Source organism: Arthrobacter sp. MYb213 (genome assembly GCF_002979915.1).
Classification (GTDB): domain Bacteria; phylum Actinomycetota; class Actinomycetes; order Actinomycetales; family Micrococcaceae; genus Glutamicibacter.
In genome coordinates this window covers 415,452-436,281 of the sequence record NZ_PCQA01000004.1, presented here as the reverse complement: position 1 = coordinate 436,281, position 20,830 = coordinate 415,452, and the positions used below count along the sequence as shown (strand labels likewise).

Annotated in this window: 18 protein-coding genes and 3 tRNA genes; 10 read left to right on the top strand and 11 right to left on the bottom strand. The window is 54.3% G+C overall.

What is annotated here, in order from left to right; all coding sequences use genetic code 11:
• The first annotated feature begins 94 nt into the window (after positions 1 to 94).
• Positions 95 to 1,522 (top strand): alpha/beta hydrolase, encoded by a 1,428-nt coding sequence (locus CQ011_RS12365; RefSeq protein ID WP_286161184.1) that lies wholly within the window; start codon positions 95 to 97, stop codon positions 1,520 to 1,522.
• An 85-nt stretch (positions 1,523 to 1,607) separates the two neighbouring features.
• Positions 1,608 to 1,679, top strand: a tRNA-Thr gene (locus CQ011_RS12360).
• Between the two features lie 600 nt (positions 1,680 to 2,279).
• On the opposite strand, the gene CQ011_RS12350 is transcribed toward CQ011_RS12360, so the two are convergent.
• The 5 genes from CQ011_RS12350 to CQ011_RS12330 all read right to left on the bottom strand — a co-directional run bounded on the left by CQ011_RS12350 (position 2,280) and on the right by CQ011_RS12330 (position 7,304).
• Complete coding sequence (locus tag CQ011_RS12350) at positions 2,280 to 3,122, bottom strand: aldo/keto reductase (RefSeq protein WP_105678010.1); 843 nt, start codon at positions 3,120 to 3,122, stop codon at positions 2,280 to 2,282.
• Positions 3,123 to 3,181: 59 nt separating this feature from the next.
• Entirely contained in the window at positions 3,182 to 3,631 is a 450-nt protein-coding gene (locus CQ011_RS12345; protein WP_105678009.1) for a hypothetical protein, read from the bottom strand.
• Between the two features lie 156 nt (positions 3,632 to 3,787).
• Complete coding sequence (locus CQ011_RS12340) at positions 3,788 to 3,949, bottom strand: YbdD/YjiX family protein (protein WP_353616172.1); 162 nt, start codon at positions 3,947 to 3,949, stop codon at positions 3,788 to 3,790.
• Between the two features lie 31 nt (positions 3,950 to 3,980).
• Positions 3,981 to 6,215, bottom strand: coding sequence for a carbon starvation CstA family protein (locus CQ011_RS12335; protein WP_105678007.1), 2,235 nt, complete (start codon positions 6,213 to 6,215; stop codon positions 3,981 to 3,983).
• A gap of 111 nt (positions 6,216 to 6,326) precedes the next feature.
• Positions 6,327 to 7,304 (bottom strand): NAD(P)H-quinone oxidoreductase, encoded by a 978-nt coding sequence (locus CQ011_RS12330; protein WP_105678054.1) that lies wholly within the window; start codon positions 7,302 to 7,304, stop codon positions 6,327 to 6,329.
• A gap of 62 nt (positions 7,305 to 7,366) precedes the next feature.
• Here CQ011_RS12330 and CQ011_RS12325 point away from each other — a divergent pair.
• Positions 7,367 to 7,454, top strand: a tRNA-Ser gene (locus CQ011_RS12325).
• A 49-nt stretch (positions 7,455 to 7,503) separates the two neighbouring features.
• Here CQ011_RS12325 and CQ011_RS12320 read toward each other — a convergent pair.
• Positions 7,504 to 9,522: an FAD/NAD(P)-binding protein gene (locus tag CQ011_RS12320; RefSeq protein WP_105678006.1), complete on the bottom strand. Its 2,019-nt coding sequence runs from the start codon at positions 9,520 to 9,522 to the stop codon at positions 7,504 to 7,506.
• Positions 9,523 to 9,651: 129 nt separating this feature from the next.
• Between CQ011_RS12320 and CQ011_RS12315 the strand changes: the two genes are divergently transcribed.
• The 3 genes from CQ011_RS12315 (at position 9,652) to CQ011_RS12310 (ending at position 11,896) form a co-directional block, all read left to right on the top strand.
• Positions 9,652 to 11,031 carry a prolyl oligopeptidase family protein gene (locus tag CQ011_RS12315; RefSeq protein WP_286161183.1) on the top strand — a complete coding sequence of 460 codons (1,380 nt, stop codon included), beginning with the start codon at positions 9,652 to 9,654 and terminating at the stop codon, positions 11,029 to 11,031.
• Positions 11,032 to 11,099: 68 nt separating this feature from the next.
• On the top strand, positions 11,100 to 11,741 hold the full coding sequence (locus CQ011_RS18075) for a prolyl oligopeptidase family serine peptidase (protein WP_286161182.1): 642 nt from the start codon (positions 11,100 to 11,102) through the stop codon (positions 11,739 to 11,741).
• 63 nt (positions 11,742 to 11,804) lie between these two features.
• Positions 11,805 to 11,896, top strand: a tRNA-Ser gene (locus tag CQ011_RS12310).
• A gap of 132 nt (positions 11,897 to 12,028) precedes the next feature.
• Here CQ011_RS12310 and CQ011_RS17860 read toward each other — a convergent pair.
• The 3 genes from CQ011_RS17860 to CQ011_RS12300 form a co-directional block, all read right to left on the bottom strand.
• Entirely contained in the window at positions 12,029 to 12,187 is a 159-nt protein-coding gene (locus tag CQ011_RS17860) for a hypothetical protein (RefSeq protein ID WP_181148102.1), read from the bottom strand.
• Between the two features lie 92 nt (positions 12,188 to 12,279).
• A complete protein-coding gene (locus CQ011_RS12305; protein ID WP_105678005.1) occupies positions 12,280 to 13,206 on the bottom strand; it encodes a heme exporter protein CcmD in 927 nt (308 codons plus the stop codon).
• A 30-nt stretch (positions 13,207 to 13,236) separates the two neighbouring features.
• On the bottom strand, positions 13,237 to 15,357 hold the full coding sequence (locus CQ011_RS12300; protein WP_105678004.1) for a RecQ family ATP-dependent DNA helicase: 2,121 nt from the start codon (positions 15,355 to 15,357) through the stop codon (positions 13,237 to 13,239).
• 145 nt (positions 15,358 to 15,502) lie between these two features.
• Here CQ011_RS12300 and CQ011_RS12295 point away from each other — a divergent pair, with 145 nt between their 5' ends.
• The 4 genes from CQ011_RS12295 to CQ011_RS12280 all read left to right on the top strand — a co-directional run bounded on the left by CQ011_RS12295 (position 15,503) and on the right by CQ011_RS12280 (position 19,172).
• The gene (locus CQ011_RS12295) at positions 15,503 to 16,927 is read left to right on the top strand and encodes a phosphomannomutase/phosphoglucomutase (protein WP_286161181.1); all 1,425 of its coding nucleotides are present in this window, start codon (positions 15,503 to 15,505) and stop codon (positions 16,925 to 16,927) included.
• A gap of 12 nt (positions 16,928 to 16,939) precedes the next feature.
• Positions 16,940 to 17,413: a hypothetical protein gene (locus tag CQ011_RS12290; RefSeq protein ID WP_105678002.1), complete on the top strand. Its 474-nt coding sequence runs from the start codon at positions 16,940 to 16,942 to the stop codon at positions 17,411 to 17,413.
• A gap of 9 nt (positions 17,414 to 17,422) precedes the next feature.
• Entirely contained in the window at positions 17,423 to 17,875 is a 453-nt protein-coding gene (locus tag CQ011_RS12285) for an RrF2 family transcriptional regulator (protein ID WP_105678001.1), read from the top strand.
• Between the two features lie 121 nt (positions 17,876 to 17,996).
• The gene (locus CQ011_RS12280) at positions 17,997 to 19,172 is read left to right on the top strand and encodes a globin domain-containing protein (RefSeq protein WP_105678000.1); all 1,176 of its coding nucleotides are present in this window, start codon (positions 17,997 to 17,999) and stop codon (positions 19,170 to 19,172) included.
• A 72-nt stretch (positions 19,173 to 19,244) separates the two neighbouring features.
• Here the strand turns inward: CQ011_RS12280 and CQ011_RS12275 are convergent, their stop codons facing one another.
• Positions 19,245 to 20,216 (bottom strand): alpha/beta fold hydrolase, encoded by a 972-nt coding sequence (locus CQ011_RS12275; protein WP_105677999.1) that lies wholly within the window; start codon positions 20,214 to 20,216, stop codon positions 19,245 to 19,247.
• Positions 20,213 to 20,740 carry a PadR family transcriptional regulator gene (locus CQ011_RS12270; RefSeq protein ID WP_105677998.1) on the bottom strand — a complete coding sequence of 176 codons (528 nt, stop codon included), beginning with the start codon at positions 20,738 to 20,740 and terminating at the stop codon, positions 20,213 to 20,215. The genes CQ011_RS12275 and CQ011_RS12270 overlap by 4 nt, the downstream gene beginning before the upstream one ends.
• Positions 20,741 to 20,830 lie beyond the last annotated feature (90 nt).

Below are 20,830 nucleotides of genomic sequence, written 5' to 3'. Positions count from 1 at the left end.
ATTGCTCCGCTTAGCGTCCGCCGGCGCAGTCCTGTCCCTCGCTTTGGTTTCTTGTGCCGGAGGCGAGCCGACTAACAGCACGTCCGATTCTTCTGTGTCTCAGAATCAACCTAGTGCTTCTCCACAAGACCAAGGCGCCTTAGCCACGTACTACGAGCAGGACATCCATTGGGAGCCCTGCGAAAACGGTGTCGAGTGCGCAACGATCCAGGTCCCTTTGGACTACGCCAACCCCGAGGATCAGAACATTGATCTGGCGCTCAACCGTCGCGTATCCGAGGGCGCAAAGCGTAATCTTCTGATTAACCCCGGTGGCCCAGGCATATCTGGAATGGAAATGCTGACCGAAACGGCACCCTACATTTTTAGCGACAAGGTAAAACGCGAATTTAACACCGTCGGCTTTGACCCTCGTGGAGTGGGCGAAAGCTCCCCGGTTCAGTGCGAGACGGATGAGGAGAAAGACCAGAGCCGGCAAGAGAATTTGCGAGCGTGGGTCCCCGAAGACCGCGAAGAGCTAGTTGAGCAGAGTAAGGATTACGCCAAGGACTGCGCACAAGGCACTGGCGATCTCCTTGGACATGTTGATACCGTCTCCGCAGCCAAGGATTTAGATATCATTCGCGCAGTGTTGGGGAACGAAAAACTAGATTATCTCGGCTTTTCTTATGGCACATTCCTTGGCGCTACCTACGCAGATCTCTTTCCGCAACGTGTGGGTAGTTTTGTTCTAGACGGCGCGATGGATCCAACGATTACTACGGCAGAGCTAGATAAAGAGCAAGCAATTGGCTTTGAAGGAGAAATCGATGCTTGGCTCCAAAGTTGTTTGGACGGCGAGCAGTGTCCCTTCGACGGAACGCTTGAAGAAGCCAAGATGCAGTTGCAGCTCTTCTTTACCCAGATTGAAAATGAGCCGCTAGTATCCAGCGATGGACGAACTGTTCCCATCATCGACTTCGTCAATGGGTTCATCATTCCGCTCTACGACAACTCCAGCTGGCCAATGCTGAGCACCGCCATGACCGAAGCTATGTCCGGCAATGTTGACCCGATCCTGTCCTTTTCAGACCTTTCCAGCAGCCGAGACCAAGATGGGGTGTACACCTCAAACGCGGATGAAGCCTTTGTTGCGATCAATTGCCTTGACCGGCCTATGGATTCGGATCCCGAGACCATGCAGGCACAGGCCACTGAACTTATGCGCGTCGCCCCAACACTTGGCAAATACTTTTCCTACTACGCCCTAAATTGCAAAGAATGGGAATACCCAGCAACTGGTACTCCCCAGAAGCTAGAGGCAAAGGGCTCAGATAAAATCCTTGTCGTTGGTACCACCGAGGATCCAGCCACCCCTTACGAATGGTCAGAATCGCTGTCGAACCAGCTATCTAACGCCACCCTGCTAACTTTTGAAGGGCACGGACACACCGCTTACGGTCGCTCTAATGACTGTATCGATCAGGCGGTGGACGACTACCTGGTCGAGGGCAAAGCCCCCAAAGATGGAACTCGATGCTAAGCATTACAGCTTCACAACAAAGACTCGTTTTGACGATCTCTGACGTACTCAGATAAAGTTACGTGGTGCCTGTTTACAGGTATCGGCCTCCTTAGCTCAGGGGTAGAGCAGCTCCCTCGTAAAGAGCAGGTCGGCGGTTCAAATCCGCCAGGGGGCTCGGCTGAAGAAAAACCCCGGAACCGTGTGAAACACGTGGTTCCGGGGCTTTTTGTCTTTCTTCGTTTAACGACTTCGCGCATGCACCAAATAGATCATCATTGCGATGACTTTGTGCGTGACAACGATTCCAAAAATGAAGGAGACTAAAAAACAGCCGTACCCGGCGACTTCGAAGCAAGAGAGCGCTAAAACATTGCTGCCACCGTCTTCATACGACCGCTGCACGCCAACGGCTTGCAATAGGAATCCGATCACGCTGAGCGCAATCATTAACCAAAAAAGATCAAAGTATCGTTGCCTGGTTTTTTATTTATCAACTTATATCTTTCGAGTAAATAGCTTTGATTAGCTAAATCATAATCGAACTCTGTGTTATACGCTTTGAAATAGGTAGCGATTCAGCATGAATGATGCGCAGGCTCTCTTAGCTGATCCGTTATCGAGGTCGGGTGATGACTGCTCACTTGTTAATGTCGCCAGGTTGAGTGCACCCCGGGTTAGATCGTGGAAACGTCAGCATCACCGTTAAACAAAAAAGCCAAGGCCTGAACTTCTGTGCGAAGTTCAGGCCTTGGTTCAAGGTAGGACAGGTTAGGACTTACTCGAAATCAGAGACCGCAGGGTCCGCGGCGATACGACCCTCTGCACCGCGATCTAAGCCATTGATCGCTGCAAGATCTTCGTCATCAAGCTTCAGCTCAATCGCTTCGAAGTTCTCAATGATCCGTGAATCGGTGACCGACTTAGGAATCACTACGTTACCCAAGGCGAGGTGCCAGGCGATTACTACCTGCGCTGCGCTGGCCTGATGTTTCTGGGCGATCTCAACAATGACTGGGTCCGTGAGCAATTCCCCGCCATGGCCAAGAGGAGACCATGACTCGTGCGCGATGCCATGCTTAGCTTCATACACACGAAGTTCGGTTTGCGGGAAGTACGGGTGAGTTTCCACCTGGTTTATCACCGGACGCACGCCGGTCTGCTCGTAGAGTTCTTCTAACGCTTCAACGGTGAAGTTGCAGACTCCGATGGAGGTAGCTTTTTCGTCCTTCTGAAGCTGGATCAGAGCCTTCCACGTGTCCACGTAAGTGCCACGCTTTGGCTGTAACCAGTGAATCAGGTACAGATCAACATAATCCAACCCCAACCGCTCTAAAGAAGCCTCGGCTGCGGCGATCGTTTTGTCGTAACCCTGATCAGAGTTCCAGACCTTGGTAGTTACGAAGATTTCACTACGCGGGATGCCACTGCTGGCAATAGCCCGTCCGACGCCTTCTTCGTTTCCGTAGATACGTGCGGTGTCAATGTGTCGGTATCCGGCATTTAATGCCTTGCCTACGGCAACTTCAGCTTCAGCGTCTGCAACCTTCCAGACGCCATAGCCGATCTGGTCGATGCAGTTACCATCATGGAAATTAGTTTGTGGAACAGTTTGGATCATGCAACTAATTTAGTGCATGAATCTGGATGGACGGGTGACCGGCACCACGATTTTCTCTTTTACTTGACGTCAGCAAGCAATTTAGCCGCCTGCGAAACATCATCTTTAACGATTTGGGCTCTGTGCTCGACAGGCTTCAAATTAGTTTCTTCGCCATCTTTAGTTTGCATACGCATCATCGCAATCACCTGGGCCGTGGTTGCCAAGTCATTGGCTGACTTTGTCAGTGCTCGGTGTACTTGAGATGTCGTCTGCGGGATGTGCTCATCATCGCTGGGAGTCAGCTTCTGCGCATCGATGCACAGCTGGCGCACCTGCGGAAGCAAATCGGCTAGTTCGTTAGCGCGCACGACAACTTCGTTGTACAAGTCGTTGTCTTCGATTCCTTCTAGAACCTGAAAAACACGGTCCAAAGAGCGCACAAACCTATCGTGGGCACGCCGCCAGACGCCTTGCCCAAGATCACGGCTAATTGCACGTTGATCGCGTAAACGCGAGAAAAAACCCATCACACTCTTTTTGCTAGGTTGCTACCCAATAAACTAGTACCAGACTACCGGCCACCGCCAAATCTTCCCGGTCGATTGCATGGCGTGACGCTAAAGGAGCCTTGGAATTCGAATTACTTCGAGTTCCAAGGCTCCTTTACTAAAGTGACTTACCGGTTAGCAGCAACGCCCTTGCGGGTTGTGCTCCTGCCAGTTGGTGTAGTCAATCCAGAACTCACGTTCCGACATCGGCTCAGCGTCCGGATGGGTTTTAGCCAGATGCTCAAGATACTGCCGGTACTTATCAGCACCCAGCACACCTTCCATAAAGCGCGCCACCTGATCCAGCCTTACGCGAAGCCCGAGCATGCTAGTGCCCACCACGATTTACGGTCTGCTCTGGAGCAACATTTTTCCACTGAGCTTCAAGAGCCTTTTCAGCCTGCGAGGAAATAATTCCCTGTGGTGCGAAGATCTTTGAATCTACATATGGATCCTCGGTGTTAACGCCACCACCTCGTTGCTTGGCCTTGATGGTTTCAACAACGGCAGCGGCGATCACGATCACCGTGAGCACCAGGAAGATGACCGAAAGCCAGCCTTGGACGCCGGTGTTATAGACAACGGCTTCCATGGCTTCGATGTTCTTAGCCGAGCCAAAGGAGGTCTCACCATTAGCCAAGGCGTCCTTGAACGCATTGTGGCTGGCGAAGTAGCCCACCTTGGTATCTGGGGAGAAAATCTTTTGCCAGGAGGCAACAAAAGTAACCACGACGGTGAAGACCAATGGAAGCACAATGACCCAGAGGTGCTTGAAATTGCCACGCTTGGCAACAATCGTCATTACCACTGCCAAGGCGATCGCAGCGAGCAACTGGTTAGCGATACCGAACAGTGGGAAGAACGTATTGATGCCTCCCAGCGGGTCAGTCACTCCGAGGATGAGAATATATCCCCACCCGGCCACCATAATTAACGTACATAACCAGGCTCCAGGACGCCACGACGTGTCCTTGAACTTAGGAATGAAGTTACCAATGGTGTCTTGCAGCATGAAGCGAGCTACACGTGTGCCCGCATCTACAGCGGTCAAAATGAATAGCGCTTCAAACATGATGGCGAAGTGGTACCAGAAGCCCATCATGGATACGCCACCGAACCACTGATTCATGATCACGGCAATGCCCACGGCGAGCGTTGGCGCGCCACCGGTGCGCGAAACCACCGATGGTTCTCCCACATTTGCTGCGAGTTCGGTCAGTTGGCTTGGAATCAAATCGACACCGGCCAGCCCCAAGGAATTTACGAACGCAACGGCGGTCTCGACGGTGCCACCAGTAGCAGCTGCAGAGGAGTTCATAGCGAAGTAAATTCCACGGTCAATGGAGATCGCGGCGACCAGCGCCATGATGGCCACCATCGATTCCATGAGCATGCCGCCGTAACCGAGGAAGCGCGTCTGGCGCTCTTTTTCGACCAGCTTCGGGGTGGTTCCTGAGGCGATCAACGCGTGGAATCCGGAGAGCGCGCCACAGGCAATAGTGACAAACAAGAACGGGAACAAGGAACCAGAGACTACCGGCCCATCCGAACGCGAAGCGTACTCGGAGAATGCGGGAACGCTGATCTCTGGGCGGACCACAATGATCGCCGCAGCCAACAGGCCGATCACACCGATCTTCATGAAGGTGGACAGGTAGTCGCGCGGTGCGAGCAACAGCCAGACTGGAAGAACCGCTGCGATGACACCGTAAATGATGATCGCCCAAGCGATGGTGGTTCGTTCTAGGTGGAAGAATTCAGCTCCCCATGCCGATTCGGCGATCCAACGGCCAGAGATGATGGCAAACATCAGCAAGGCAAAACCGATAATCGAAATCTCTAGGATCTTGCCTGGCCGAATAAATCGTAGGTAGATGCCCATGAACAGTGCGATAGGGATCGTTAGACCTACGGAGTAGACGCCCCAAGCTGATTCGCCCAATGCGTTCACCACCACCAGTGCCAAAATTGCCACGATGATGATCATGATCGCCAGCGTCGCAATGAGTGCAGCGGTACCACCAATCAGCCCCAGCTCTTCGCGGGCCATCTGACCCAGCGAACGCCCGCCGCGACGCATGGAGAAGAACAAGACTAGGTAGTCCTGCACGGCGCCGGCAAGAATAACGCCCAAGATAATCCAGATGGTTCCCGGCAGGTAACCCATCTGAGCAGCAAGGATCGGGCCAACCAATGGCCCAGCACCTGCGATCGCTGCGAAGTGGTGTCCGAAGAGCACTCGGCGGTCGGTCGGGACAAAGTCACGACCATTGTTTACGTATTCGCCTGGTGTGGCTCGGAAGTCATCTGGCTTGGCAATTTTGCGTTCGATGTACTTCGCGTAGAAACGGTAGGCAATCAGGTACGTCGCTACCGCCGCAAAGACGAACCAGATTGCATTGATGGTCTCGCCGCGGGAGAAGGCGAGCATGGACCAGGCCACGGCGCCAATCAAAGCGATAACAACCCAGATCGCGATGCGTAGCGGGGTCCAACGCTTATCCTCGCGCTCAGCGACCTCTGGGTCCACACCTGCCGGCGGGAGTGCTTGTTGGGTACTCATAAAAGAGTAACCTCCTCGGTAAGTTTAAAGTGATGATGCTGACCCGCTCTTGTGGAGCGGGTCACGTGGTAATACCACAGAGTTACTTTACGCGAAGAGGGTATTAGTAAATCAAGCTCTAACTACAATTTTCCCCACATGTTTACCTGAATCAAAATATTCATGTGCAGAAACAACGTCTTGGAAATCGAATATTTTGCTGACATTCAAGCTCAGTTTTCCTGAGTCCAACAGTGGTGCGATACGTCGCGTAGTTTCGGCTACGATAGCGGTTTTTTCCGCTGCCGGCCGGGCCCGAAGCGTGGTACCGATGACACGAGCACGCTTACCCATGAGGGCGCGCAGATCCAGCTCGGCTTTCGCCCCACCCTGCAAGCCAATGATCACCAATCGTCCACCGACGGCGAGCGCCTTAACATTCATAGCTAAGTATTTAGCTCCCACCACGTCAAGGATGAGGTCCACACCCCGCGAGTCTGTCAGTTCACGCACGCGTTCGAGAACATCTTCCTCACGATAGTTGATGCCTTCGTCAGCTCCCAAGGCCTTGCAGTAGGCGATTTTCTCATCCGAGGAGGCGGTAACGATTACCGTAGCCCCGGCAGCTTTAGCTAACTGAATAGCCATCGAGCCGATGCCTCCGGAACCACCGTGGATAAGTAGCGTCTGGGATTCTTTGAGCTCACCTTCAAGGAAAATATTAGAAACTACGGTGCAGGCTACTTCTGGTAATCCGGCAGCCTCGGTGAGATCCAACTGCTCCGGCACTGGCAGCACATGAGAGGCATCCACGCTCACGTACTGGGCATATCCGCCACTGGCCAACAACGCCGCTACATGGTCACCTTCTGCGAATCCGGTAACTTTCTTTCCGACCCCGGCGATAATGCCAGAAACTTCGAGTCCTGGAATATCGCTTTCCCCTGGTGGCGGTGGGTAGACACCCTTGCGTTGTTGCACATCAGCACGGTTCAATCCGAACGCGGCCACCTTGATCAATACCTCGTGATCAGCGGCCTCTGGAATAGGGCGCGTTTGGCTTTCAAGCACCTCCGGACCACCTGCGCTAGCGTAAATATAGGACTTCATCGTGTTGCTCATCTGAGTCGATTCCTCTCTTGGCCTGTTCATAGCGTATAATTTTTCGGGTTGGATGGTTGTCCGAGCGGCCTAAGGAGCTGGTCTTGAAAACCAGTGTGCGGTAACCCCGTACCAAGAGTTCAAATCTCTTACCATCCGCGTAACAGTCTGGGCTGGTAGATCAATTGATCTACCAGCCCAGACTTTCTTATTTAGCGCTTTCTGCCAAGAGCTCTTCCAAGTTGACTCCGGCCATACGCGCGATTTCAATGACTATTTGTTCCGCATCGTGCAAGGTTTGCGCCGCAGGATCTGTGGTGTCTCCGGCCTGGGCCGCAATGGCGGTGCCCCATTGTGCCGATGATAGTTGCAACCCGAGAACAAAGACTCCGCGGTGGGCTAAGCCCTGCGCGTTGACGAGTCGATATGGCTCCCCAACTACATCAAATCCGGACCCTGTCATCTGTTCACCTTCGGCATTGCGCCAGGTATGGGCACGTGCAACCTTTTCCGTTAGAAGTTGAGTAATCAGCGCGGTGCTGTTTTGCAACACCCGGTTGGCTGGCATCATTGCTTCACATAACACTTTGGCCTCGTAGACGTCAGTGTCGACCCATGGTGAGGAGGCAGTGAATTTACCGCTCAGATCATCAAAACCAAATTCTGGCTCCGGCCCAATGAAGTGCACCAGTGAGGCGCGCGACAGCGCCAGCAGCTGTTCGATCCGTTCGAGGGGCGGCCCGGAGGACAACCCCTCGACTAGTGGTTCGAAGTGAGCCTGTACCTCTTCGATTCGCGATTGTTCGTCCAAGATCCCCTTAATGACCAAATCCTTGATCACCATGCGTCCTGCGTTCATCGTCATGATCGCCCGTGACAGTGGGTCTGCCAGTCCCCCGGTGCTATACCGAGCGTTGCCAGCCAGATACTCTCGCACCGCATGTTGATAATCTTCGTGAGAGCCAAAACCAATCTGGTCAAATGGTCGAGCTAATGAAGGAATATCTAGCCAGCGTAACTGCGCGACCTGCTCAATGTAGGTCCGTAATTCGCTGAGCCAGACTTGGTTTCCTTCGTGGTGCTCGGCTTCGAGGATATCTTCCAACCCAGTAAGGAATGAAGTGGCGTTCTCCATCGGGTGGGTGGCTTCGACACTCGCACATTGTGAGTAATACGCCCACAGAATGTCGCGGTGCAGCTGCGGCCAGATATGCCGCGAGAAGCTCAAGGCGGCTTCTGGGTTTGAGCGGCGCGCTTCGACGACCTTGCTAATCAGATCCTCGGCATGGAAAAAGCGCAAGCTGATTTCGGCTGGAATGAATTCATCCACTACAGGCTTGCCCCAATACGGCGTTCCGCGACGCGAAGCTGCAATGAGTTGTGGCTCTTGTCCCGAGGCAATATATTCAAAGCGTTGCCCGGGCTCATCACTGACTTCTTTGAAGATTCCGCCACGGCCTAGAGTCAGCTCTGCCATTCCGTCGAAGAAGTTAAGTCCCATGCCACGAAGGAGTGCAGGCTGCCCTGCTTGGAAATTCGAGTAGTCAACGTCAGCCGGCACGGCGGGGGCCAGATAGATAGCTTCTGCCTGTTCCGCAGCACGTTGTAACTGCTTTTGCCAAGGGTTCAATTCAGAGCTTTGGTGACCTAGAGCCAGGACTACCGTATCTACTGTTATTTGTTCCGTACCGTGATTGGCAGGACCCGAAACCTTGTACTCGACTTGGTATCCAATACCTTGCGGGCGAACCGCGGTAACTTCGGCACGAACGTAATTCACCACGATGTTGGGGTGTGCGTCCAATACCTGAACGCAGGAGTCATATACGTGCTCTAGGTAGCATCCGTAGATTGCTCGTGGCGGATAAGTGCCGCGGTGAGTGTTGCGTAAGGTTGCGGCTTCCCATTCATCCAGTGGATGTCCGTCGCCATGGTTGTCAACGAACTGCTGGAAGCTAAGTCCAGGCTCGGACACGACTCGCTCTGGAGCCACCGTAGGGAATGAGGCGGGTGTATTCATCAGAAAGTGTGGAGACTGTTTAGGGCTCCATACGTGTCCTGAACCCGGACGGTACGGATCAAATACGGTCACGCGCATCATCGTTGCCAGTTCAGGCACTTTGATGGCCAGTTTGGCAAGGCGTTCAATGACGCTGGTACCGCGCGGGCCGGCACCAATGATAGCGATGTTGTACTGCGGCTGGGTTTCTTCCGACAAGATGCTCACCTTCCAAGATTATTACCTCCTAGCAAATTCTTGTGCCTGCTCCGAGGTCATCTCTGTAGCATCGGCTCGGAACCTGCCGCCGACAACGTGACTGGTTCACTTCCGTGGTCCAATGCATAGACTGTGTTTATGACTTCAATCTCCTCCGATTCTCTGGCAACGACAGATCAATACGCATGGCTCGAGGGCATCCATGATGCTGCCGCCTTAGCTTGGGTGCGTACCCAAACTCAGCGAACGGAGGCTGAACTTCACAATGAAGACTATGCCCGCAGTGTTGAGGCTATCCGTAAGGTTTTAGACTCGACGGATCGCATTGCGATGGTTACCAAACGTGGCGACTTCTACTACAACTTTTGGCGTGATGCCGAGCATCGGTTAGGAATCTGGCGTCGCACCACATGGGACTCCTACCGCAGCGAGAACCCTGTGTGGGAGCTACTGCTCGATATGGATCAGTACGCCACTGCCCAAGGTGCACAGTGGCATTTCGCTGGGTCTTCATTCCTGCGCCCCGCACCTGGTGATCCCCACCGTAAAGCGTTGATTAGGCTGAGCCCCGATGGTGGAGATCAGGTGAGAATTCGTGAATTCGACCTCGAAAATCTACGCTTCATCGAGGACGGCTTTGACCTTGCAGTAGCTAAAACCTCGGCTAGCTGGATCAACGAAGACACCTTACTTGTCACCTCGGCCACCGATGAATCCAATACGACACGCTCCACCTACGCTTCCACAGCTCGCAAGCTAACCCGCGGTACATCGTTAACTGACGCCGACGTTGTTTTTGAAGTTGATCAGGAACATGTGGCGGCGTTTTGTTATTACGACTCAACTCCGGGTTTTGAACGTATTGTCACCACGGATGCCATCGACTTTTACAACGCCCACACCGGCATTATTGTCGACGGAACCCACCATCAAATTGAGGTGCCCACCGATGTTCAGGTCAGTTTGCACCGCCAATGGGTGCTCTTTGCTCCGCAGACCGATTGGACCCATCAGGGCCAGCTGATCCCGGCAGGTTCCCTAGCGTTGAGTCAGCTTACTGATTTCTTAGACGATGGACGTATTGCACAAGTGGTGTTCGCCCCAGATGCAAAGACTTCTCTACAAGGTCTGGACTTCACCGCTAACTACTTACTCGTCTCGGTGCTCCATGATGTCGCCGCCCAGATTCTAGTCTTTGACCTGCACAATAATTTTGCGCAGTCCACGCTGCCTGTGGAGGACCCGATGCTCAGCGTATCGGTGAGCGCCGTGGATGATGAGGATACGGCAACGGCCGACGATTACTGGATGACTATTACTGGTTTCACCACCCCGACCACGCTGCTACGAGGTTCGGTCGGCGAACCGGCTACTGTGCTGAAGCGTTCACCAGAACGATTTGATGCGAGCGGCTTCGACGTGACCCAACATTTTGCGCATTCAAAGGATGGTACGCGTGTGCCATATTTCCAGATAGCCGATGCACAGCTAGAACTCGACGGCGAAATTCGGTATTGATGGATGGCTACGGAGGCTTCCAACACAGCATGACTCCGGGGTACTCCCCTGCTATGGGAGTTGGCTGGTTGAGCAAACGCTCCGCCAACGGGCGGCGTCCAGTTTTTGTCATGACGAATATTCGCGGCGGCGGGGAATATGGGCCTGGGTGGCACCGGGCGGCCTTACGCGAAAAGCGACACCGTGCCTATGAGGACTTTGCTGCCATTGCCGAAGACCTAGTGACCCGCGGTGTAACCAAACGTGAACGTCTCGCGGCCACCGGCCGCTCCAACGGTGGGTTGTTGATGGGCAATATGATCACCGGCTACCCACAGCTGTTTGGTGCTATTTCCTGCGGGGTACCACTGCTAGATATGCGTCGCTATACCCAGCTGGCTGCCGGGCATTCGTGGATTGCTGAGTACGGAGACCCAGAGATTCCCGAAGACTGGGAGTTTGTGCGTACCTTTTCCCCGCTACACCGTTTGACTGATCAACCGCACCCCATTGAGGACTACCCTGCATCGCTGATCTGGACTACCACCACCGATGACCGGGTGGGCCCTTCACAAGCGCGCAAGATGGCCGCAAAGATGATGGACCTAGGAATCTCCAATGTTCGTTACCATGAGCCAGAGACTGGCGGGCACGCCGGATCCACAGACAATGATTCCACGGCGAGGATGTTAGCTACTAGCTACGAATTCCTGTGGCGACAGGTACGTTAACACCCTCGTTTTGGAACACTCGGCTATGTTCAGGTAGGCTAGATTCTGCTGGAAACAGCGGATGGATACGTGCCAGAGCGGCCGAATGGGCTTCACTGCTAATGAAGTGTCGGGGTTAAACTCGACCGGGAGTTCGAATCTCCCCGTGTCCGCCAAAACCCCCTAGGAAACTAGGGGGTTTTACTTTTTCTATTGGCAGTTCACCGAAGATGGTTCCGGGATGCGGTTTAACGCATAAACCCCTAAACTCGGGCATTTATTGCCATCAGTTCAGGGGTTTTCAAACCTTATTTCAGACCGCGTTCCACATCATGAGCGACCTCTTTGATGCGTTCTTCCGCTTCGCGCAGTTTCCGCGCTACGTCAGCATTATGTTGTTCGTTCAGATGTTCATCATCACCGATGGGCGCTACAGTCTGGTCCGTATTCTTATTACTCGGTTCCATGGTCAGGTTCCTTTCGTGAGCGAAGACAGAAGGCCGGTAGTCCCTTACGATAACCAACTGTCCTTACCGAAGCAACGTTCCAGTAGCGAGACTTAGTCTTTGCGTTTCACGAAGGTGCGCAGCATATTTTGCACGATATCTTCGGGTAGTTGCGTGTGCCGCACGATAATCTCTGACATCCGTTCTAGATCAGTATCGGCGATGGCATCAAAGAGTGCTTCACGTTCTTGTTCGGGAAGATCTGCTGCGTCGAAGTGCACAGGACCTTCTGGACCTTGACCTTCAAAGCGGAAATCTGCAACGTTTCCGTGCGAACTTTGTCCCGCCATCGGTGAGGTCGAGATCATTCGTTCGAGGTCTTCAACCGGCAGTCCGGTGTGTCCATGAAGGATTTGCGCGGCACCGGAGAAGTTCTCGTCACGCAGCATCGAAAAGAGTTGATCGTATTCGTTCGGAGGCAACTGTTCACTGGAGAACTCATGCGACTCTCCCTCAACTTCAAATGCCATCTTAAAATGCGTGGCATTCTGTTCCTGCTCCGAACCGAACTGGTTACTCCACTCTTCGGGTACCACCCAAAGGTCATCAGATTTTTCCAGGTCAACGTCCGGCGCTACAGCACCAGAAGTCGCTACGCCTGAGTCGTCATCAGAATCGGCGATCTGTGCTTCGAGTTTGTCACGAAGCGCCTGTATCTCTGCTTCGTCTACCGGCAGTTCCTTGGCCGGAGCAGTCTGTGGGTAAGCATCAAGGCTACGCACGGCAATCACGCAGTTCTTGACGGTGTCACCGGTGACGGCACGGTAGTTCTGGACTGCACCCATGACGTCGCCTTTAGCGAGGTTACGGTAAATCGCTTTGCGAGAGGTGTCATCCAACTTCGCATTTGCTTCCTGCGCGGCCTCACGATTGATGGCTTGTGAAATCTGTGCCGTATTTTTCTTTCGGACAGACTGAAGCCAGAGGTATCCGAGGGCAACAACAGCAATAGCGACAACGAGCCAGATGACGATCTCCATATCTCCAGACTACTTTGTTTAACTGTGCGATTAGCCTGCTATGCCCAGAGTGAAAGGCAAAACACCCGGTGCCCCAGCAATCCGTACTGCCCGACCAGCCATTGCCAAGGACCAACGCGAGTCAGCCAAATCGTCAACGAGCATCACCGGTCCCGGTGCAGTAGCCAGCATTTGATCGATTTGTGCAGGGATTTCAAATGCATCAGCCACCGCGGCGATACGGAAGGCAGAGTTGCCGCCAGGACCACCCTGTGGAGGAGCCCCACGGTACTCAAGCTGGCCCAAATAGCGCAGCTGGCCAATCTGTGCCAGTCCCTGCGCCAGCGAAGTAATCAGCTGTGGGCGCTTAGTTGAAGGCATAGCCAACACTGCTACCGGTCGTTGCTCCCAGTTCCATTCGGCCAGCACCTTGGTGCAGGCTTCAAGCATCGCCGGGTCAACCGGCTTATCCACCGGGTCACCGAATAGTTGACGCAGTCTGTTGCCCCATCCCAAATCGGTCAGTCGCGCCAACGCACGGCCGGTGGATAATTGCTCATCTACCGGGATCTTCCCCTTGAGCGAATGACCCAGACGTTGTAACCCTGACGGATAGAGTTTGCGAGGTTCAATCTGGACGCCAGCCCGAACCAGAGCTGCTTGAGCGTTGTCTTTTGACTCGTCTGGAATGTGGTCATCGAACCATGTGCCGGCACAATTGTCGCAACGTCCGCAGGGTGCCGACTTTGGGTCATCCAATGCTTTCGTAAGAAATTCCATGCGACAGCCACGAGTATTCTCATAATCGATCATCAGTGTCTGTTCGTGCACCCTGCTCTGTGCCACACGCTTGTAGCGTTCTGCATCGTAGGCCCAAGGCATGTCGGTGCGCATCCAACCGCCGGCTACACGTTCCACTGCCCCATCAACGGCCAAGACCTTCAACAGCAGCTCTAACGGCGACCTACGCAGATTAACTGCGCTTTCAAGTGCCGGAACACTCATTGCGCCGTCGGTTTGTCCCAGTGCCTCCAGTACTTGATTCGCGCGTTGCTGATCAGGCATGGAACTGGTGGCGAAGTACTCCCAGATTTCGGAATCATCTTGTCCTGGCAGCAACAGAACGTCGGCATCGATACTTCCACGACCCGCACGGCCTACCTGCTGGTAGTAGGCCACTGGTGAACTAGGCGCTCCGACATGGATCACAAATCCCAGGTCTGGCTTATCAAATCCCATCCCTAACGCACTAGTGGCAATCAAGGCTTTTACTTCATTGGCTTTCAGCGCTTGTTCTAGCTTTTCGCGTTCTTCTAGGTCGGTACGTCCGGTATAGGCGGCGACCGGATGACCGGCATCGCGGAGCAATCGTGCGATATCTTCCGCCGCTGAGACGGTCAACGTGTAAATAATGCCCGAACCATGGAAATCATTGATATGGCTGAGCAACCACGCCAATTGCATACGTGGCGAGGGCAAACGCAGCACGCCTAACCGCAATGAATCTCGGGCAAGCGTGCCACGTAAGGTGAAGACTTCCTGCGTTCCGCCGGAGAGCTGCTCGGCAACGTCTTGCACTACGCGTGTGTTCGCCGTTGCGGTGGTGGCGAGCACCGGAAGTCCCTGCGGCAGGCGATTTATCAAATCGCGGATGCGTCGGTAGTCGGGACGGAAATCGTGACCCCAATCGGAGATGCAATGCGCTTCATCGATCACCAAAAGTCCCAGACGCTTCATCAACATTGGAAGCTGGTGCTCACGGAAAGAGGGATTGTTCAGTCTTTCTGGAGAAACCAGTAATACGTCAATTTCATCGCGTTCCAGCTTTGAAAGAATGTCGCGCCATTCAAGCACGTTGGCAGAGTTGATGGCAGCCGCCCGCACCCCGGCACGTTCGGCCGCGGCCACCTGATCTCGCATTAGAGCTAGCAACGGAGACACAATGAGGGTCGGTCCATAGCCTTGCTGGCGGAGCAACAACGACGAAATGAAATACACCGCGGATTTGCCCCAGCCGGTACGTTGCACCACCAGCGCACGACGGCGTTCTTGGACTAGCGCGCTAATCGCTTCAAACTGGCCGTCGTGAAACTGCGCTTCTGGGTGCTGAACCAGGGCACGCAACTTCTGCAGCGCGAGATTCTTCAGATCATTGTGCTCGTTGGCTTCCATGCTCATAGTATTTCAGCATCCGCCGACGTTTGGCTTGCCTCACGGCACGCATTGGGGACAACTGCGGGCAAGTGTAAGCCATTTCCCATGTACTAACTGGCCATTCGCCACCATCTCGCAGCAGCAAACCGGTAGTCTGAATGCTGTGAGTGAAGAAATTGACCTGAACCAGAGTTTCAAGGCCTATGACGTGCGAGGCGTAGTTGGCGAAAGCATCAACGCCGAAGCAGTCGAGGCCATTGGCGCCGCTTTTGTCGACGTGTTGTCCCTGGCCGGGAAGGACGTCCTAGTTGGTGGCGATATGCGCCCCACCAGCACAACCTTCGCGCAGGCGTTCGCCCGCGGCGCCACCTACCGTGGCGCGAATGTGGTGATGCTAGGACTAATTTCCACCGACGAACTTTATTTTGCTTCTGGCAAACACAATGCTGCCGGGGTGGTGTTTACCGCCAGCCACAACCCTGCCCAGTACAACGGCATTAAGATGTCAAAGGCTGGCGCCCGTCCAGTCTCCTCGGACACCGGACTATTTGATATTCGCGACCTGGCTCAGCAGTACCTCGATGAGGGTTTGCCGGTCTCTGGCGACGGTGAGCAAGGGCGCATCAGCGAGCGCGACGTCTTGGCTGACTATGCAGCCTACCTGCGTGAATTAGTTGACTTATCTACCATTCGTCCGCTGAAGCTTGTAGTGGATGCGGGCAACGGCATGGGTGGACTAACCACTCCTGCGGTGCTTGGCGATACTGTACTACCCGGATTACCGCTGGATATTGTGCCGTTGTATTTTGAACTCGATGGCACCTTCCCAAATCACCCGGCGAATCCGCTGGAACCAGAAAATCTCAAAGATTTGCAGGCCGCAGTGCTGGCTCATGGGGCAGACCTGGGTCTGGCATTTGATGGGGACGCGGATCGTTGCTTCGTAATCGATGAACGTGGTTTGCCGTTGTCACCAAGTGCGATTACCGCGTTGGTTGCGGTGCGTGAAATCGCTCGGGTACAGGCCGAGGGCGAGGAACATCCGGTGATCATCCACAACTTGATCACCTCCAAGGCAGTGCCTGAATTTGTTGAAAAGTCTGGTGGCGTGGCGGTGATGACCCGCGTGGGTCATTCATTTATCAAGGCAGAAATGGCCGTCCAGGGCGCGGTGTTCGGTGGTGAGCATTCTGCACACTATTACTTCCGTGATTTTTACAATGCGGATACCGGCATGCTTGCTGCGATGCATGTGCTGGCCGCCCTCGGTGGTCAAGATCTTCCGTTGTCGGAATTGGGCCGTGAATTTGAGCCGTACGTTGCTACCGGTGAGATCAACTCCGAGGTTGAAGATAAGGCTGGGGCAACCGCCCGGGTAGTGAAGCATTTTGCTGATCAGCCGGTGGATGTCACGACCTTGGATGGCACCACCTTTACTGCCAAGGATGGTAGCTGGTGGATCAACTTGCGTCCGTCAAATACCGAACCATTCCTACGCTTTAACGGCGAAGGCGCCACGGCACAGATTATCGAACCAATTCGCGATACGGTTTTAGCAATCGTGCGTGAAGCAAATATCACCAACTAAGGGGTTAGCACCGTGAATCTCGAAGATCTCGACGAGTCCGTTAAGGACGCATTGAACAAAGTTTTGGGCACCGCACTAGGTGTGGCCCGCGAACAGCTTGAGGAACAGGGCGTTTTCCTGCCTTTCGCCATCGCTTTGGAACCTCAGGAAGCCGATGGCGAGCCTGAACTGCGTTTGATCGCCGTTCCACCCACGGACAATCCTGAAGATCCGGATGCTGACATTGATACCGAGGCGATGGCTGCAGATCTAGTACAGGTCCTGAACGAGCAAGGCGCTCACTTCGAAGCGATTGCTATCGCCTCGGACGTCTTGCTCGAAGCCGATGACCGCGACGCCATCCATGTGGTCGCTGAGCACAAGGTCGGTGCCGCGCTAGCGATCGTCCAGCCGTACTCGATGCCAGCCGAGCCTGGTGGCGATTGGACCTTCGAAGAGCCTTCGGCGGAGTCCGCCGAATCTATCTGGGCCAACGCACAGCAGTAGACTGGGTTTATGAAACTCAGTGCTTTCGCCGACGTGTGCCTACGAACCGTGATGGTTCTAGGCGCACCCGGCGTCGGCCAATTGACCAGTCGTGAGATTTCCGAACTGGTCGGTGTCCCCTACAACCATGTGGCCAAGGCAGTCGTAGAATTACGTACCTTGGGGCTCTTGGAGGTCACTCGCGGTCGCCATGGTGGTGCGCAAATCACCGAACGTGGTTTAGCCTATTCGGTCGGTGCACTCTTGCGCTCGCTGGACTGGCGCGAAGATGTGGTTGACTGCACAGCCCATGACGCAGTGGGTAATTGTCCGCTCTCGGCAGGATGCCGTTTACGTTCGGCATTAAAGAGCGCCAGGGAAGCTTTTTACGCTTCACTAGACCCTTTATCAGTCACAGATATTTGTGAGAACTCTCCAGCAATCAAGCTGTTACCTTTCCCCACCGTGCGTCATAACGCGTAATCAACGCGTAAAGTCTCGATAATCGGGTCCTCGATTTGCAATCTTCTTCTACGGGGCGTAGAACTTAACTCATAATCTTGCATTTCAAATACAAGATAAATTCACCCTCCAAGGAGACAAGATGCTTTCAACCCAGTCCCGCCCAGTCATCGAAGCGACTCTGCCGATCATTGGCGCTCGCATCTCCAGCATTACCCCCAACTTCTATGACCGTCTCTTTGCCGCTCATCCACAGCTGCTCGACGGAACCTTCTCCCGCTCGAACCAGAAAAACGGAACCCAGCAGCAAGCTTTGGCCGGTTCCATCGCGGTGTTCGCCACCCACCTGATCAATTCCCCAGAAACTCTGCCGGAAACGATGTTGGCACGCATTGCCCACAAGCACACCTCACTAGGTGTCGTCGAAGAGCAGTACCCCATCGTGTACGAGCACCTCTTCGCCGCCATCGCCGAAGACCTAGGCGACGCGCTGACCCAAGAGATCGCAGATGCCTGGAGCGAGGTCTACTGGCTGATGGCTCACGCACTGATCAAGATCGAAAAGGGTCTCTACTCACAGCAGGCAAACGACGTCATTTACAGCCAGTGGAAGCTCGCCGAGCGTACCGAAGAGGCCAATAATTCGGTCACCTTCAGCTTCGAACCAGCCGACGCCATTGTCGCTTCCACCGCCAAGGCAGGACAGTTCGTTTCGGTTCGCATGCCGATGACCGATGGTCTGCGCCAGGTACGCCAGTACACCCTCAGCGGGGATGTGGAGAACACCGCACGCCGTACCGTCACCGTGAAGCTTGATGTGGATGGCGAGTTCACTCCGGTCATGCACAATTCGCTGAAGGTTGGCGACATCGTTGAACTTTCAAACCCCTACGGTGACCTGACCATCGATGAGTCCGGCGCACCATTGGTGATCGCTACCGCAGGTATCGGTTGCACGCCAAGTGCCGCAGCATTGAGCACCATGGCAGCGAAGGGCTCCACCCGCAAGGTCACCGTATTGCACGCCGACCAGGAATACGCTGCCTGGCCACTACGTGAGCAAATGATCGAGTCGCTGAGCAAGTTGCCACAGGCCAAGCTGAGCACCTGGTTCGAACGCGGCGAACTGCCAGATCACATCGAGGCCAAGTCCGGTTACATGGATCTGAGCGATAGCCTGAGCGTCGACAGCCACGTCTACCTGTGTGGCCCACTGCCGTTCATGCACGCGGTACGCGGCCAGGCTCTAGCAGCCGGTGTCCCTGCCGAGCACATCCACTATGAGGTCTTCGGGCCAGATGTATGGCTAGCAGCCTAACCACAAACTAGCTAAGCGCGATGCAGATTCAAGTTATGGGGGAATCTGCATCGCGCTTAGCTGCATTAAAGGCTATTTATTTTTGTTTGGTTTCGGTAGTTCCGGCTTAGCCTGGGGAACCGCAGGTTGCGGATCTACCTGACGTAGCTTAGCTTCAGCAGTATCTAACTTCGTCGCTTTAGCTGGCTTCTCCGGTTTTGCCGCCTGTGGGTCTACTAAAATCTGATGAATGCTCGCATCGCTGATCCACCGCCGCACTACCGAATTGAACAGTAGCGGGTTTTCAATATTCCACTGGTGATGCATGCCCGGCACAACCCGAGTGACCGCCTGCGGAAGTCCCTGGCGCAAAGCCTCGAAAGACTTCTGCACATGTTTAGGTTCCTTGCCACCGGCCAACGCCAGCACCGGCCCACGATAGTTTGTCAGTTTGTCGGGGAGTCCGCCGGGATCCAGGTCATCCATGATGGCACGTAAATTCTCTGACTTCAGCAGTACACCATGTTCGGCGAACAACTCACGTTCGTCATCCACCATGCCATAGGCGCCTGCTTGGAATCGCCAGTACCATTCACTGCCAATGAGTTTCAGCGCCATCCGGTTCATTGCGCGCGCGGCTGCCGGTACACCGGTGACCGGAGTACCTGTCAGCAACAAGGATTCGACCAGTTCTGGATGTCGCGCCGCCACATGCAGGGCGATTACCCCGCCTAAGGAAATACCTACGAGGTGCACCCCACCTTCGGAGACCTCATCGGCGATAAGCGCTGCGACGTCATCGGCGGCCGAGTCTAAACCCTGCCAAGTCTCTTCGCTGCGCGCACCGAAAGCGGGAAGATGCAAGGTCAGCACGTTGAAGTCGCCAAAGGCTAGAACCTGCGGATCCCAGCTCCAATTACCAACGTTTCCGCCATGCAAAAAAACCAGCGTTTGGGCGGGTTTATCTCTCCCGGAGGGACGACGTGCTGGATGTAGTTCGGGATAGTCGGTTGCGTCCCTGCTGAACTTCTTGGCGGTGGAACCGGCGTCTTTGCCTGGTGTCATGGCAGATGCTCCATTACTGCGTCAAGCCATTCCAGCTCGGCGGCCTGCTGTCGAATTGCATGGTCCAAGGTGGCGGCCATGAGGAAGCTGCGACGGTCCGCGGCTGCTCGCATGTCGATGCCTTCACGTTGGGAGAGATAGTCATCTAAAACTGCCTGCGTTTTGACCCGGCGTTCGCTCAGTAGCTGATCAATATCTTCGCGGGGTAGTTCGGCCGCGAAAAATACCTGACCCATGAAGGGATCCCGCTCGGTGCCTTGTGCCGCACCGTCGGAGAGCCATCCAACTAGCGCCTGCCGACCGGCGTCGGTGATGTGATGCTCTTGACGGTCAGGATAGTTTGACTGCGCCACAGTGGTCACCGTCGCGTAGCCCTTATCAACTAGCTGAGCCAACGTGCGGTAGATCTGCGCTTTGTCTGCGTTCCAGAAGTGATTAATGGAGGAGTCAAAATGTTTCTTGAGCTCATAACCAGTCATCGGTGCCAAACAGAGCAACCCTAGGATCAATCGTGCCAAAACCATGGATTCATCTTTTCATATTTAGTTGATTTTGCACCCACTTACTTGGCCGTAGCCACGAACTGAACCCAGATTGTGACAATTTTCCGCCGT

Excerpts from the sequence above, each read along its gene's own strand:
- CQ011_RS12350 (WP_105678010.1), bottom strand. The coding sequence starts at position 3,122 with ATGATCCAAACTGTTCCACAAACTAATTTCCATGATGGTAACTGCATC.
- CQ011_RS12285 (WP_105678001.1), top strand. The coding sequence starts at position 17,423 with ATGAAACTCAGTGCTTTCGCCGACGTGTGCCTACGAACCGTGATGGTT.
- CQ011_RS12275 (WP_105677999.1), bottom strand. The coding sequence starts at position 20,216 with ATGACACCAGGCAAAGACGCCGGTTCCACCGCCAAGAAGTTCAGCAGG.
- CQ011_RS12330 (WP_105678054.1), bottom strand. The coding sequence starts at position 7,304 with ATGAAGTCCTATATTTACGCTAGCGCAGGTGGTCCGGAGGTGCTTGAA.
- CQ011_RS12315 (WP_286161183.1), top strand. The coding sequence starts at position 9,652 with ATGACTTCAATCTCCTCCGATTCTCTGGCAACGACAGATCAATACGCA.
- CQ011_RS12300 (WP_105678004.1), bottom strand. The coding sequence starts at position 15,357 with ATGGAAGCCAACGAGCACAATGATCTGAAGAATCTCGCGCTGCAGAAG.
- CQ011_RS12280 (WP_105678000.1), top strand. The coding sequence starts at position 17,997 with ATGCTTTCAACCCAGTCCCGCCCAGTCATCGAAGCGACTCTGCCGATC.
- CQ011_RS12345 (WP_105678009.1), bottom strand. The coding sequence starts at position 3,631 with ATGGGTTTTTTCTCGCGTTTACGCGATCAACGTGCAATTAGCCGTGAT.
- CQ011_RS12335 (WP_105678007.1), bottom strand. The coding sequence starts at position 6,215 with ATGAGTACCCAACAAGCACTCCCGCCGGCAGGTGTGGACCCAGAGGTC.
- CQ011_RS12305 (WP_105678005.1), bottom strand. The coding sequence starts at position 13,206 with ATGGAGATCGTCATCTGGCTCGTTGTCGCTATTGCTGTTGTTGCCCTC.
- CQ011_RS12270 (WP_105677998.1), bottom strand. The coding sequence starts at position 20,740 with ATGGTTTTGGCACGATTGATCCTAGGGTTGCTCTGTTTGGCACCGATG.
- CQ011_RS17860 (WP_181148102.1), bottom strand. The coding sequence starts at position 12,187 with ATGGAACCGAGTAATAAGAATACGGACCAGACTGTAGCGCCCATCGGT.